Source organism: Streptomyces sp. NPDC101194, assembly GCF_044767885.1.
Classification (GTDB): domain Bacteria; phylum Actinomycetota; class Actinomycetes; order Streptomycetales; family Streptomycetaceae; genus Streptomyces.
Window position 1 is genome coordinate 160,921 of the sequence record NZ_JBIWOS010000003.1, and the last position, 13,924, is coordinate 174,844.

A 13,924-nucleotide genomic window follows, 5' to 3' on the forward strand; every position below is an offset into this window, starting at 1 on the left:
CGCGCCCCCGGAGCGCCGCTCCCGGGGCGCCTGGCAGCGTTCGATGCCTGGGCACCGTGCCACGTACAGGTGGCGGACCGGCTGTGCCCGTTCGGCACGTACCTCAGCACCGGGGCACGGCCGACCGCCATCGGTGGGATCCGGCGCCTCGTCGAGCGGGACGTGCGGGCGAAGCGGTCGAGCACGGTCAGTAGTAACCCGTCTCGCCGTCCAGGATCTCCCTGATGGCGTCCAGGTGACCCGCGTGCCGGGCGGTCTCCTCGATCATGTGGAACATGATCCAGCGCAGGCTCGCGGCCGAGGCGTCGAAGTCCGGGTGCCGGCCCACGTCGTCGAGCGACCGCGCCGCGATGATCTCGTTGGACAACGCGATCTGCCGGTCGTAGTCGTCGAGGAGCTCTGTGAGCGGAACGCCGTCGACCCTCATGTCGGCGTCCTCGGGCCCGTCGAACATGGGCCCGACCGCCGGGCGGCCCAGCAGGACGACCTCGTACCAGAGGTGCTCCGCCCAACGGAGGTGTGACATGACACCCGCCACCGTCATGAGCGGCGAGGACGGCAGGACGGGCCGATGGGCGTCCGCCTCCGTCAGCCCTTCGCACTTCCAGCGGGCGACCGCGCGCTGCATGTCGAGCCAGCCGACGAGCTGGGCCCGCTCGTCCGCGTCGTAGGGAGGGCGATTGCGTGGAGGAAAGGGTGACATGGGCGCCGACGCTACCCGACGCCACGTCACACCTCCCAGCGGATTTCGACCACCACGCCTGCCCTGGAACGCCCTTCCTGGCGCCCGACCCACCCTGGTACGTTGACCGGCATGTTCCTCTCCCGTGCGTAGGACCCCGTACTCACCGCACCCCGACCCACCGGGTGCGGCCCTTCGGTGTCCCCGCATGCCCGCAGCGCCGTGCACAGCGCTGCCCGACCGAGGAATGTCCTCATGCTCTCGCCCGCGCCCTCGCGCGCCCCTTCGTACGCCGCCGTCCTGCGTACCCGTCATGCCTCCCGCACCTTCGGTTCCGCACTGCTGGGGCGGCTCTCGTACGGGATGGTCTCCCTCTCCCTGATGCTGGCGGTGAAGGACACCACCGGCTCCTACTCCGCCGCCGGCGCCGTCATGGCCCTGTTCGGGGCGACCAGTGTCTTCCTGTCCCCCGCCCGTGCCGCGCTGATCGACCGGTACGGGCCGCGCCGGGCCCTGCCGCCGATGGCCGGTGTCTATGCGGCGCTGCTCGCCGCCCTTGCGTACGCCACTTGGCGGCCGGGCACCTCCTCGCTCCTGCTGGGGCCACTCGCGGTGACGGCGGGCGCCTGCACTCCGCCGCTGGGCCCGGTGATGCGGACCCTGTGGAGCAGCCTCGTGCCCGAGCGGGAACTGTTGCAGCGCGCCTACAGCCTGGACGGCGTCGCGGAGGAACTGCTCTTCGTCACCGGGCCGTTGCTGGTGGGAGCGGTGATCGGGTTCGCCGTGCCCGCGGCGGGCGTCGCGATCAGTGCGGCGCTCGTGCTGGTGGGCACCCTGTTGCTGGTTTCCTCGCCCGTGGTGCGCGGCGCCGGCACGACGCCGTCGGCCGCGCAGGCCGACGCACCGCGGGGCGCGCCCCGCGCGCAGCGACTGCTCGGCATCGTCGGGCTGCGGCACGCCGCGGTGGTGGCCGCCGCCGTGGGGCTGTGTCTGGGAGCCCTGGATCTGCTGGTGGTGGCGTTCACCGAGCAGCACCACCGGGGCGCGGCGGTGGCGTGGGTGCTGGCCGCGCTCTCCGCCGGAAGCGCGGTCGGCGGGCTCGCCTACGGTGCCGTCTCCTGGCGTACGTCGAACCGGGTGCGGCTGCCCGTTCCGGCCGTCGGCCTCGGGCTGGCGACGGCCGTGGCCGGCCTGTCGCCCGATGTGTACGTGCTGGTCGCGGTGGTCGCGACGGCCGGGATGTTCGTCGCACCGGCCCTGACCACGGCGTATCTCGTCGCCGACGAGTCCGTCGGCGAGGCCGGTCGCACGCAGGCGGGTGCGTGGGTCAACACCGCGGTCAACGCGGGCTCCTCGGCGGGCACCGCGGTGGTGGGACTGCTGGTGGACCGGCTGTCACCGGCCGCCTGCTTCGCGATCACGGCGCTGCCCACGCTGCTGTGTGCGGCGGTGGTGGCGCGCGGCGTGGCCGGCCGGTCGCGGCGGTGAGGCACGTCGTGGCATGGGGTCGGTGTTTCTGCGGCCCGAGGGCCGTTCCGGCCCGGGGTGGGAGGGTTTCGACGTGCCCCGGTCAGCTGCTCCCGCCGCCGTCGAAGCGGCGGATCCGTCGTTCCCGGGTGAACGGCGGCCAGCCGGGGTCGCCGGTCCGGGCGAACGCGACCCATGTCGCGTGCATCTCCTCGGCCAGCGCCTCGGGCGGTTCGGCCGGCCCCAGCAGTCCTCGTTGCCCGCGCAGCGCCGGAAGGCCGAGTCGGTCGAACACGAAGGGGAGCTCCACCGCGTGAGCGGCGCCGAGCCGGCCGTCGACGGCGGGTGAACGCCAGGCGAACTCGTAGACGTGGGCGCGGCCGTGAGCCTCGACCAGTCTCCGGCTGCCGGCACCGAACAGTGCGTCGCCGAGTATTGCCGAGCGGACCTCGCCGTGCCCGGCCGCCGGATGCCGTTCCCGGTGGGCCGCGACGAATGGGCCGGGGTCGCCGTGGGCGGCGGCGGTCGAGCGTACGTCTTCCGCGGTGGAGGTCGTCAGGCTGCCCTGGGGTGCGAGGTACAGGTTCCCCTCCTCCGCGTTGGTGCCGACGAGCAGGTCGACGTCCGCCAGCGGACTCTCGGCCGGCTGGCGTTCCAGCACGAGACCGAACGGGCTGAGCCCCATGAGAGGGTCCGACCGGTCGGCCGTCCGCAGGTCCAGCCCACCCAGCTCGGACACGACCTCGACGAGCCTTTCGTCGGGGACGTGTCCGAAGGCAACGGCCGTCGGCGCGACACCGAGCGCCGCCGCAGCCGTGCGCGTCACCCGTGCGGCCTGCTCGGGGGAGAACGCTCCGAGTCCGCTGCCGCTCTGCACGATCGCGCGCTTGACGAGCCCGGCTGCCGCGGGCGTGGCAAGGACCGCACCGGCGATCGTGGCCCCTGCCGACTGGCCGAAGAGGGTGACGTTGCCGGGATCGCCGCCGAAGGCCGCGATGTTGCCCCGGACCCAGCGCAGCGCGGCGACGACATCGAGCAGGCCGCGGTTGGCCGGCGCATCGGGCAGGTCCAGGAAGCCCGCGACGCCGAGGCGGTAGTTGAGCGTCACCAGGACCACACCGTCGCGGGCGAACGCGGCGCCGTCGTACAGGGCTGCGCCGGTCGAGCCCGCCACGAACCCGCCGCCGTGCACGAACACCATCACCGGGCTGTGGTCGGCCTCACGCGGAGCCCATACGTTCACCGTGAGATGGTCGTCGCCACGGTCCCAGCCGGGGCCGAAGTACGGCGACATGTCGAGGGCGCCGAAGGCGTCCCGGCGCGGCTGCGGCGCGCTGGGCCCCGGGGTCAGGGCGTCGCGCACGCCCGTCCACCGCTCATGGGGTCGGGGCGGCGCGAAGCGGCCGGCGCCCTGCGGCGGTGCGGCGTAGGGAACCGCGAGGAATCGCCGCACCTCGCTGTCGGTGACACTGGTGATTCCACCGCGGACGGGGCCGGCGGTGGTGGTCACGATCAGATCGGACACGGGTCTCCCGCTCTCGTTCGTTCTTCGCATGAGGTGTCGTGGTTCGGATGCGACGTCGTGGTTCGGATACGACGTCGTGGTTCGGATGCGACGTCGTGGTTCGGATACGGCGTCATGGATCGGATACGGCGTCATGGTTCAGATCCGGGCGAACGGCGCCCACGCCGCGATGGCGAACGTGTCCCCGTCCCGGACGACCTCCGCCCCACCGGAGCCGCCCAGATGCGCGGGCAGGACGAGCGAGTTGGTGTCGCTGGCCCGACCGAGCAGTCGACGACGGGTGGCCCTGGCCTCGGCCGGGTCCTCGCAGAAACAACTGTTCGTGTCGGGCATGACGAACTGCAGGGGCGAATGCAGCAGGTCGCCGACGAACAGCGCGCGGTCAGCGCCCGATTCCAGCGTCAGCGCCGAGGAGCCCGGTGTGTGTCCCGGCGCGAGATCGAGCCTCAGGTTCCCGTCGATGGTGTGGCCGTCGTCCCACAGCAGCGCCTGCCCCGCCTCGTACACCGGCTCCACGCTGTCCTCGAACACGTTCTGGTTTCCGCGCCCCAGCCTCGGGGCGTGGCCGTTCGCCGGGTTCCAGAAGTCGAAGTCGCGCAGCGGCATCAGGTAGGTGGCGTTGGGGAAGGTCGGCACCCAGGTACGGCCTTCCAGCCGTGTGTTCCAGCCGACGTGATCGACGTGCAGATGCGTGTTGACCACCAGATCGACATCCTGCGGCCGCACGCCCGCCCTGGCGAGCTCACCGAGGAAATCGGAGCGCCGACGGCTCCAGACCGGCGAGTAGGGACGTTCCTTGTCGTTGCCGACACCGGTGTCGACGAGGATCGTCCTGCCCTCGCTGCGCAGGAGCCAGGTCTGGATGGCACTGAGGCAGACGTCCGAGGCGGGGTCGACGAAGTCCGGCTCCAGCCAGGCCTCGTGCTCCCGCCACGCCTGCTCCGGCGCCTCGGGAAAGAAGGTGGCCGGAGCCATCCCGACCGATCCGTAGTACTCGACGATCCGGCTGATCGACACATCACCGAGAACGATCTCCTGCATGACCGACCCTGTCCGTTGAACTGATGGAGTGCTGCCAACCTCGCTCGGGAGCACCGTGGGTACCAGTCCCGCCCTGTGGCTACGCATGACAGGGGCAGGCTGCCGACAGGGGGCACGGGCATACTCGAAGCCATGGCGGTTTCCCTGCGGCTCAGCGAGTTCCTGAGGGCCCGACGGGCACAAGTGCGACCTGCGGACGTGGGCCTTCCCGAGCTGCCGGGCAGACGGCGTGTGACGGGGCTGCGACGCGAGGAGCTCTCGCAACTGGCGGGCGTCAGCGTCTCCTACTACACGCGCCTCGAACAGGGCCAGTCGGTCAACGCCTCCGACGGCGTCCTGAACGCGCTCGCCACCGCCCTGCGGCTGGACGAGCACGAGCACGCACATCTGCGGGAACTCGCCTCGCAGCGTCGACGGCCCCTCAGTCACCCTCCGGCAGAACACGTCGATCCCCTGACCCATGACCTGCTGCGTGCGGTGGGACACACCCCGGCACTCGTCCTCGGCCGTCGCACCGACGTGCTGGCCTGGAACCCCCTGGCACACGCCCTGCTGGCCGGCCATCTCGCCCCGACCGCACCCGACCGCCCCGAGGACCGGCCCAACCTGTCCCGCATGCTGTTCCTCGACCCGCACACCAGAGACCTGTACGTGGACTGGGAACGCAAGGCACGAGCGGTCGTCGGCAGCCTGCGCCGGATCGCCGGACGCCACCCCGAGGACGCGCTCCTGGCGTCACTGGTCGGGGAACTGTCCATGGCCTCGCCCGAGTTCGCCACACTGTGGAGCGATCACCGGGTCCGGCCGTGCGAAGCGGACGCGTACCGACTGCGTCATCCACTGGTCGGCGAACTCACCGTCACCCAGCAGATTCTGGTACCCGCCCGTTCCCCCGAACACTCCCTGGTCCTCGTCACCACGCAGGAGGACTCCAGCTCCCAGGACACCATGGTGCTCCTGCGCGGATACGCGCACTGACCCGCCGCTCAGGCATCCCCGGCGCAGACCGACACACCGAACACGCCCGGCTCGCCCTGCGCCATTGCGGCATTGGGCCGGCGCCCGGGCAGGCAACGTCTGTCCTGTCGAGCTCGGTGCGTCGCAGCGCTTCACGGAGGTCCGAGAGGCCCGGGTCGCCGCACGGGGCAGCCGTCCTGGCAACGGGCCTGCCATTGCCGTAAGTTGGTGGCCCTTCATGGGCTGTCCAGGCAGAGGGAGCCGACGTGACGCAGCCGGTGCAGGAGGAGACCTGCGTAGTGGTGGTGGGGGCGGGGCCGGCCGGTCTGACCGTGGCCAACCTGCTCCAGGACGCCGGAATTCCATGCACGGTGCTGGAACGGCAGGACCGTGCACACGTGGAGCAGCGGCAGCGCGCCGGCATCGTCGAGACACGCGCCGTGCGCATGTTCCAGGACTGGGGGCTGGATGCCCGAGTCCTCGGCGGAGCTCCGTCCGACGACGTCCTGGAGGTCCGGGTGGACGGCCGGCACCGCCTGTTGCGGTTCGGCGTCGACGACGACGGCCCTCAGGCCCTGCTGTGCCCCCAGCAGGTACTCGTCGCCAATTTGATCGCGACATTCCTCGACGGCGGCGGCGACCTGCGCTTCGAATCGTCCGAAGTGACCTTGGCCGGGCTCACCGGTTCGCGTCCGACTGTCCGCTACCGCAGTCCGGACGGGGCCGTGCACGAGATCGCATGCGATTTCGTAGCCGGGTGCGACGGCGACCACGGGGCCAGCCGGGCCGCCGTGCCCGAGGGTGAACTGACGGCCTACCCGTTCGATCACGGCATCTCCTGGCTGACCGTACTCGCCGAGGTACCGCCCCCGCCTCACCCCCTGATGGCCATGAGCCGTCATGGCTACGCCGGACACTTCGCGCGCGGCCCCCTCGCCAGCCGTTTCTATCTGCAGTGCGCGCCCACCGACCGGACGGACGACTGGCCGGACGACCGGGTGTGGCAGCACCTGCGGACCCGGCTCGGGGAGGATGGCCTGGTCGCGGGCCCGATCACCGAGAAGGTCGTCTTTCCACTGCGGAGCGTCGTCCACGAGCCGATGCGTTACGGCAGGCTGTACCTGGCCGGCGACGCCGCCCACGTCGTGTCCCCCGTGGGTGGCAAGGGGATGAACCTCGCCCTGTACGACGCCGAGGTGTTCGCCCGCGCCGTACGCGACTTCATCGCCCACGGAGACGAGTCCGGGCTGAACTCCTACTCCCGCACCTGCCTGCAACGCACGTGGAACTACCAGGAGTTCTCACGCTGGATGACCGAGATGCTCCACGACGCCGGCGACGACTCCCGCACCGGCCCCTTCCGCCGCAAACTGGCGCTGGCACGGCTGGATCGACTCTGCCGCTCCCGTGCCTCCGCCCTCGCCTTCGCCGAACTCATGGCAGGACTCGCCTGACCGTGGTCGTGAGGCGCACCTGATCGAGAACGACCGCGGGACGGGTGCGCGTCGGGCGGGGCGAGCCCTGACTACGGTCCGTCCGTGCCGGTGGAGTCCCTGGAGGGGCAGGTGACGGCCCAGGCTGCCTCGATCATGTGGAAGATCTCGTCCAACGCGGCGTCCGGATCGGACGCCTCGCGGGCCAGTGAGTAGGCGTCGATCACGAACCTCGCGATCGTCCGGCTCGCCGTTGTGGTCCGTGACAGGAGGGGATCGGCGACGATGGCCGTCGCCAGCGACTCCGCGTGGCGCAGCCGCATCGACTCCTCGTACTCCCGCAGGGCGGCAGATGCGTCGATCATGCGCCAGATCGGGGTGGCGCTGTCCGCCGTGCAATGTCGGACCAGGGACTGGATCTCGCGGCGCAGCGCGGGGATGAGCGGCTCGTCCGGCGCCCGGCCGGTGACCGCCTGCGTGAGGCGTTGCTCGAAGTCGTCGTCCCGCTCGAACACCAGGGCCTCTTTCGAGGCGAAGTGGGAGAAGAGCGTGGTGACCGCCACGTCGGCCTCAGCGGCCACGTCACGGATTCCCACCGCGTCGTACCCGCGCTCCAAGAAGAGCCGGAGAGCGGTGTCGGCGATCTTCTGGCGGGTCGCGGCCTTCTTGCGCTCACGGCGTCCGGGCGGCACGGTCATGCCTGAACGCTATCAGATATGAAACTGCATCAACTTCAAAAAGCTAACCGTTAGCGTTATGGTTCCCCGCATGAAAAAAGTGAGCTTCGCCGAGTTCGGCGGTCCGGGCGTTCTGCACGTCGTGGACGCCGAGGAGCCCCACGCGGGCCCCGGCCAGATACGCGTCGCCGTGCGGGCGGCGGGCGTGAACCCCGTCGACTGGAGGATCCGTGAAGGCCAGAAGCTGGGGGCCCATCCGGTCGAGTTGCCCTCCGGCGTCGGGCTGGACGCCGCCGGGGTGGTGGACGAGGTCGGCGAGGGCGTCGATGAAGTCGAGGTCGGTGACCACGTGTTCGGCGAAGGCTTCAGCACCTGTGCCGAGTTCGCTGTGCTGTCGGCCTGGGCCCGTATGCCTGAGGGTCTGACGTTCGAAGAGGCGGCCGGGTACCCCTCCGTGGTGGAGACCGCGCTGCGCATCATCCGTGAGGTCGGTGTGCAGGCCGGGCAGACGCTGCTGGTCAGCGGCGCGTCCGGGGGTGTCGGCTCAGCGGTGCTGCAGATCGCCCGCGACCGCGGCATCACGGTGATCGGCACGGCGGGGACCGCGAACCAGGACTATCTGCGCAGCCTGGGCGCCGTCGCCACGACGTATGGCGAGGGCTGGGTCGAGCGGGTGCGGCAGCTCGGCCATGTCGATGCGGCCCTCGATCTGGCCGGCTCGGGCGTGATCCGCGAACTCGTCGAACTGGCCGGGAACCCGCGGAAGGTGATCTCCATCGCCGATCTCGGTGCGCCGGAGCTCGGTGTCCGATTCTCCGGCGTGGCCGGGAGCGTGCCAGAAGCGCTCGCCGTGGCCGCCGACCTCATCTCACGGGGAGAACTCCACATCCCGGTCGAGAAGTCGTACACGCTCGCCGAGGCCGCGGCGGCGCACATCGACAGCCAGGCAGGCCACACGCGCGGGCGCCGGGTCATAGTCGTCTGAAAGCCGGCTGGGCGATTCGGGCCCAAGTCTCTGCGGCATCGGCAGTCCGTCGTCCGGCGGCCTTGTCGTGGAGGCCGAGGTCCTCGGCGACGGCCGGGGCCGGGCTCGGAGACGAGGTGGCGGATCGATGAGGTGCGGGCCCGCCGGGAGGAACACCGACGCAGGCGACGCCCGAAGGCAGCCACGGCTCCCCCGACCAGGCCCGGGCCGCTGTCGGGCGGCAGTGCGGCACCATGGTGGGCAGACGCCGACCGGAAGAACTCGTCATCGAGGCCGCCACGGACGTCGACGGTTTCCACCGGCGGGCATCCCGCTGCCCCGCAGCCGGGACATCCTTCCGCGGTGGCGTCGGCCGTGGTCGGCCGGCGGCACCGCGGAACGGCCCTCAGGCGGCGAGCCAGTCGTCCCAGACGAGTGTCAGTTCCGCCTCGATCGCGGGCGCCACCGTGTCCAGCAGCCGCACCTGCGCCCCCGGCCCCGCCAGCTCCGTGCGGTACGGATGGGGCGGGCCCGCCGGCCCGGCGCCGAGCGAGGTGACCGAACCGATGATGCGGTTGGGGCCCAGGATGCCGGGGAGTTCGCGGACTTCCGGCTCGGTCAGGTCCAGATCCTCGACCAGCAGGTCCCGGCCGTCGTACGTGACCCGAGTGGTGGCCCGCACGCTGCCGCCGCGCTCTCCGGAGCGCCCCAGGACCAGGGTGTCGCGCCACAGCATGCGTGCGCCGGCCGCCAGCGCGACCTCCGTCGAGCGCGCCACGCGGGCGCCGTCGCAGACCACGAACGGCTTCCCGTTCCAGTGCAGTTCTCCGCCCTCGGCGATGTCGACGCGGGCCCGCCACGTCGATGTGCCGCCGCGGTGGTCGTACGCGACCAGGCCGGACGGCTCGACCAGTTCCAGACGGGCCCCGGGGCCGACCGAGACACGCAGTCGCAGGTCGTCTCCCGCGAGCAGCCCGGCCCGGGTGCCGACCAGGGCGATCCGCACCCGATCGGGGGCGGGCAGCAGCGGGCGGGGGGCGAGGAAGGCCCCGGGGCGCAGCTCACGGACGACATGGCGGCCCGTGGCATCGCGCTCCACGGCGACGACCGTGGGGTCGGCCGGTTCGGCGGGGGCCGCCGTGGCACCGGTCACGAGTCGTGACTGTGGCTGTGCGGTGCCATCGGTCCCGGGTCGGTGGGGACATGGGTGCCGGCGCGGTGACGTGCGAGCACCGACCTCACCCAGTCGGCGAGTTCGGAGATCGACGCCGGGTCGTGTCTGGACAGCGCGAGGACCGGCAGGCCGTCGCGGGCGCCGCGGGCGTCGGCGGTCATCGCCTCCACGTCGACCTCGACATGGGGTGCCAGATCGGTCTTGTTGATGATCAGGAGGTCGGCACCGGTGATGCCGGGTCCGCCCTTGCGGGCGACGTCGCCGCCGCCCGCCACGTCGATGCAGAAGAGCTGGGCGTCGGCGAGGGCCGGACTGAAGGTGGCGGTGAGGTTGTCGCCGCCGCTCTCGATGAGCACCAGATCGAGCGGTCCGTACGCCTCCTCCAGGTCCTCCACCGCGTCGAGGTTGGCACTGACGTCGTCGCGGATCGCGGTGTGCGGGCAGGCGCCTGTCTCGACGGCGCGGATGCGCTCGGTGGGCAGGACTCCGGCCGAGCGCAGGAAGCGGGCGTCCTCGTCGGTGTAGATGTCGTTGGTGACGACGGCCATGGCGAACTCACCGGCCAGCTCGCGGCAGAGGGTGGCGAGGATCGAGCTCTTGCCGGTCCCGACCGGGCCCGCGACGCCGAGGCGCAGAGCGCGCGGCCGGTCGTGGTGCTGGTGGGGGTTCGGGGCGGGGTGTGCGTCCGGCTGCTGGTCAGGCAAGGAAGAGACTCCGTTCTCGTGGTGCGTGTTCGAGTGCCCACTGTTCGGTGAGCGGGGTTGTACGGGCGGGAAGTTCGGCCGGGGTCCGTACGGCGAGGGCCTCGGTCACCGCTGCGACGGCGTCCGGTTCCGCGGCGAGGATCCAGGCGACGGTGTCGAGGGGGTCGCCGGGCAGCAGTTTGAGCGCGGCGGAGGCGATGGTCTGCAGTTCGTCGTGGACGACGCCGTAGGCCAGTTCCTCCTCCGACACCTTCATGACGGCCCCGAGCGCGCCGAGCGTGACGGGCCGCAGCGGGCGCGGTCGGACGGCGGACAGGGCGGTGACCGCGGGATGGTCCGGCGCCAGCCGTCTCGCCAGCCGGTGCACGCCGCGGCCGAGCGTCGCCGATGCCTCGCGCAGGGGCGCGACCGGGGTACGGGCGGCGAGGGCCTGTTGTACCGGGTCGTAGTCCACCGGGTCCTGCCGGGCTGCCCGCAGGGCGAGTACCGCGGCCGCCGCCTCGGTGACGGCCGTGGTGTGCAGCCGGGCCCTGAGCAGTGCGGGGACGCTGTCGCGGGTCAGGCCCGCCGCGACGGCCGGTTCGAGTCCCGCACTGTAGGTGTAGGCGCCGACCGGGAGCCTGCCGTCGCCGAGCAGAAGGGGTGCGAGGCCCGCCATCAGAACATGGAGTACCGCTGGGCCAGCGGCAGTTCGGTGGCGGGTGCGGGTTCGACGAGCTCTCCGTCGATGCGGATGGCGAAGGTCTCCGGGTCGACGTCGATGTCCGGGAGCGCCGTGTTGTTCGGCAGATCAGCCTTGGTGAGATGGCGGGTGGGCCGGACGGCGACCAGCTCCCTCACGAGGCCGAGCCGTTCGGCGAGTCCGTCCTCCAGGGCCGCCCGGGCGACGAAGCTGACCGAGAGATGCGGGGCCGCGCCGGCCGCTGCGGTGGGACGCAGCAGGACGGGCTGGGTGGTGGGGATCGCGGCGTTGGCGTCGCCGAGAGGCGCGTACACCACCATGCCCCCCTTGATCACGGCGGCGGGGCGGATCCCGAAGAAGGCGGGGTCCCACAGCACCAGGTCGGCGAGCTTGCCGGGTTCCACGGAGCCGACGACATGGTCGATGCCATGGGCGACAGCGGGGCAGATCGTGTACTTGGCGACGTAGCGGCGGGCGCGTTCGTTGTCGGCGGGCAGCTCGCTCCCGCGGTCGCCGAAGCGCTGCTTCATGGTGTGGGCGACCTGCCAGGTGCGGCAGATCACCTCGCCGATGCGGCCCATGGCCTGGGCGTCGGAGGAGGTGATGGACAGGGCGCCGATGTCGTGCAGGACGTCCTCGGCGGCGATCGTGGTGGCGCGGATGCGGGACTCGGCGAAGGCGAGGTCCTCGGGGACGCGCGGGTTGAGGTGGTGACAGACCATCAGCATGTCGAGGTGTTCGTCGACGGTGTTGACGGTGTGCGGGAGCGTCGGATTGGTGGACGCCGGAAGGATGTTGGGGTGGGAGGCGACGGTGATGATGTCGGGGGCGTGACCGCCGCCCGCGCCTTCCGCGTGGAAGACGTGGATGCCTCGTCCGGCGATGGCGCCGAGGGTTCCCTCGACATAGCCGACCTCGTTGAGGCTGTCGGCGTGCAGGGCGACCTGGAGACCGTACGCGTCGGCAGCCTTCAGTGCGGCGTCGATGGCGGCGGGGGTGGCGCCCCAGTCCTCGTGGACCTTGTAGCCGCCGGCACCACCGAGGGCCGCCTCGCGCAGGGCGTCCTCGCCCACCGTCGACCCCTTGCCGAACAGCATGATGTTGAGCGGAACGCCGTCCAGCGATCGGTGCATCATCGCGAGGTTCCAGGCGCCGGGGGTGACCGTGGTGGCCTTGGAGCCCTCGGTGGCGCCGGTACCGCCGCCGATGACGGTGGTGGTGCCGGTGGCGAGGGCCTCGTGCAGGGTCTCCGGCATCAGGAAGTGGACATGGGTGTCGACGGCTCCGGCGGTGAGGATGCGCCCCTCGCCGGAGACCACGTCGGTGCCGGGGCCGATCACCAGGTCGGGGTGGACGCCGTCGCCGATGTCGGGGTTGCCGGAGCGGCCGAGGGCGACGATCCTTCCGGCCCGGACGCCGACATCGGTCTTGACGACGCCCCAGTGGTCGAGGACGACGACATTGGTGACGACGAGGTCGAGGGCGCCGTCGGCGCGCGAGGTGGTGGCCTGTCCCATGGATTCGCGGATGGACTTGCCGCCGCCGAACACGGATTCGTCGCCGCCGAAGCAACGGTCCTCCTCGACCTCGATCCAGAGGTCGGTGTCGGCGAGGCGGACGCGGTCGCCGGTGGTGGGGCCGTAGAGCGCCGCGTAGGCGGCGCGGGTCAGTTGTGCCATGTCACATGTCGTCCGTTCGTCCGGTGCCGGTGCCGGTGCCGGTGCCGGTGCCAGTGCCGGGCACCACGATGCCGGGCACCTTCCGACGGCCCCCCAGTTCGACGAGGGCGACCTCGGCACCGACTCCGGGCTCGAAGCGCAGGGACGTACCGGAGGGAATGTCGAGCCGGAATCCCTCGGCCAGAGTGCGGTCGAAGTTAAGCGCGGGATTCGCGTCGGAGAAATGCAGATGCGATCCGATCTGAATGGGGCGATCGCCGTCATTCACCACGGTCACATTCAATTGGGTACGGGTGTCATTGATTTTCAGTACGCCGGACGCGGTCCGGATCTCACCGGGGATCACGGGATCGGCGAGGTGATCGTGACAAGCTTGCGCCCGTCCGGGAAGGTCGCCTCCACCTGCACGTCATGAAGCATCTCGGGGACGCCTTCCAGCACGTCGGCACGGGTGAGGACCGCCCGCCCGGCAGTCATCAGGTCACTGACGCGGGCACCCTCGCGGGCGCGTTCCACGGCCCAGCAGGCAAGCAGCGCGACGGCCTCGGGATAGTTGAGCCGCACCCCGCGCTCCCGCCGGTCACGAGCGACCATTCCAGCCACACTCAGCAGCAATTTCTCCGTGTCGGACGGAGTCAGAAACATGGAAAACCTCCGTGGCGGCAGTCCCCGGAATTCCCGGAATCGCTTCGGCCACGCTCCTCTTATAAGCCTCCCGATACCGCCGTGGCAACTTTCATCGCACCGCGATAAGTCCCTTTCTATCCTTATCGCCCACCATATACGGGCAAAGCAGACACATTTTGGTCATGAAGGGAGCATAAAAAGAGGCGTGGGGGGGGGCCCCCCGCGGGGGGGGGGGGCGGCCGCAAAGCGCGCGACACACCACAGACAACGGGCCGACCCCCGCGGGGGCTCGCTGGCGCTGCGCCCAGCGCG

Annotated in this window: 14 protein-coding genes; 4 read left to right on the forward strand and 10 right to left on the reverse strand. The window is 71.3% G+C overall.

Annotated features, from left to right (window positions below):
• Positions 1 to 187: 187 nt before the first annotated feature.
• Complete coding sequence (locus ACIRP2_RS13875; RefSeq protein WP_404249793.1) at positions 188 to 703, reverse strand: DinB family protein; 516 nt, start codon at positions 701 to 703, stop codon at positions 188 to 190.
• Positions 704 to 937: 234 nt separating this feature from the next.
• On the opposite strand from ACIRP2_RS13875, the gene ACIRP2_RS13880 reads away from it, so the two are divergent.
• On the forward strand, positions 938 to 2,170 hold the full coding sequence (locus tag ACIRP2_RS13880; protein ID WP_404249795.1) for an MFS transporter: 1,233 nt from the start codon (positions 938 to 940) through the stop codon (positions 2,168 to 2,170).
• Between the two features lie 82 nt (positions 2,171 to 2,252).
• Here the strand turns inward: ACIRP2_RS13880 and ACIRP2_RS13885 are convergent, their stop codons facing one another.
• Complete coding sequence (locus ACIRP2_RS13885) at positions 2,253 to 3,674, reverse strand: carboxylesterase/lipase family protein (protein WP_404249797.1); 1,422 nt, start codon at positions 3,672 to 3,674, stop codon at positions 2,253 to 2,255.
• A 138-nt stretch (positions 3,675 to 3,812) separates the two neighbouring features.
• On the reverse strand, positions 3,813 to 4,715 hold the full coding sequence (locus ACIRP2_RS13890) for an MBL fold metallo-hydrolase (protein WP_404249799.1): 903 nt from the start codon (positions 4,713 to 4,715) through the stop codon (positions 3,813 to 3,815).
• Positions 4,716 to 4,847: 132 nt separating this feature from the next.
• On the opposite strand from ACIRP2_RS13890, the gene ACIRP2_RS13895 reads away from it, so the two are divergent.
• Entirely contained in the window at positions 4,848 to 5,693 is an 846-nt protein-coding gene (locus ACIRP2_RS13895; protein ID WP_404249801.1) for a helix-turn-helix transcriptional regulator, read from the forward strand.
• Positions 5,694 to 5,938: 245 nt separating this feature from the next.
• On the forward strand, positions 5,939 to 7,126 hold the full coding sequence (locus tag ACIRP2_RS13900) for a 4-hydroxybenzoate 3-monooxygenase (protein WP_404249803.1): 1,188 nt from the start codon (positions 5,939 to 5,941) through the stop codon (positions 7,124 to 7,126).
• 71 nt (positions 7,127 to 7,197) lie between these two features.
• Here ACIRP2_RS13900 and ACIRP2_RS13905 read toward each other — a convergent pair whose 3' ends face one another.
• Positions 7,198 to 7,803, reverse strand: a complete 606-nt coding sequence (locus ACIRP2_RS13905) for a TetR/AcrR family transcriptional regulator (RefSeq protein WP_404249805.1) — start codon at positions 7,801 to 7,803, stop codon at positions 7,198 to 7,200.
• 70 nt (positions 7,804 to 7,873) lie between these two features.
• Between ACIRP2_RS13905 and ACIRP2_RS13910 the strand changes: the two genes are divergently transcribed.
• Positions 7,874 to 8,767 carry an NADP-dependent oxidoreductase gene (locus ACIRP2_RS13910; protein WP_404249807.1) on the forward strand — a complete coding sequence of 298 codons (894 nt, stop codon included), beginning with the start codon at positions 7,874 to 7,876 and terminating at the stop codon, positions 8,765 to 8,767.
• Between the two features lie 385 nt (positions 8,768 to 9,152).
• Here ACIRP2_RS13910 and ACIRP2_RS13915 read toward each other — a convergent pair whose 3' ends face one another.
• Genes ACIRP2_RS13915 through ACIRP2_RS13940 form a run of 6 tightly spaced genes read right to left on the reverse strand, consistent with a single transcriptional unit; the run spans position 9,153 to position 13,630 of the window.
• Entirely contained in the window at positions 9,153 to 9,899 is a 747-nt protein-coding gene (locus tag ACIRP2_RS13915; RefSeq protein WP_404249809.1) for an urease accessory protein UreD, read from the reverse strand.
• Complete coding sequence (ureG, locus tag ACIRP2_RS13920; protein WP_404249811.1) at positions 9,896 to 10,624, reverse strand: urease accessory protein UreG; 729 nt, start codon at positions 10,622 to 10,624, stop codon at positions 9,896 to 9,898. Before ureG ends, ACIRP2_RS13915 begins: the two co-directional genes overlap by 4 nt.
• Positions 10,617 to 11,282, reverse strand: a complete 666-nt coding sequence (locus ACIRP2_RS13925) for an urease accessory protein UreF (RefSeq protein WP_404249813.1) — start codon at positions 11,280 to 11,282, stop codon at positions 10,617 to 10,619. The genes ureG and ACIRP2_RS13925 overlap by 8 nt, the downstream gene beginning before the upstream one ends.
• Positions 11,282 to 12,985, reverse strand: coding sequence for an urease subunit alpha (locus ACIRP2_RS13930; protein ID WP_404249815.1), 1,704 nt, complete (start codon positions 12,983 to 12,985; stop codon positions 11,282 to 11,284). Before ACIRP2_RS13930 ends, ACIRP2_RS13925 begins: the two co-directional genes overlap by 1 nt.
• 1 nt (position 12,986) lies before the next feature.
• A complete protein-coding gene (locus ACIRP2_RS13935; RefSeq protein ID WP_404249817.1) occupies positions 12,987 to 13,331 on the reverse strand; it encodes an urease subunit beta in 345 nt (114 codons plus the stop codon).
• On the reverse strand, positions 13,328 to 13,630 hold the full coding sequence (locus ACIRP2_RS13940) for an urease subunit gamma (protein WP_351073711.1): 303 nt from the start codon (positions 13,628 to 13,630) through the stop codon (positions 13,328 to 13,330). Before ACIRP2_RS13940 ends, ACIRP2_RS13935 begins: the two co-directional genes overlap by 4 nt.
• Positions 13,631 to 13,924 lie beyond the last annotated feature (294 nt).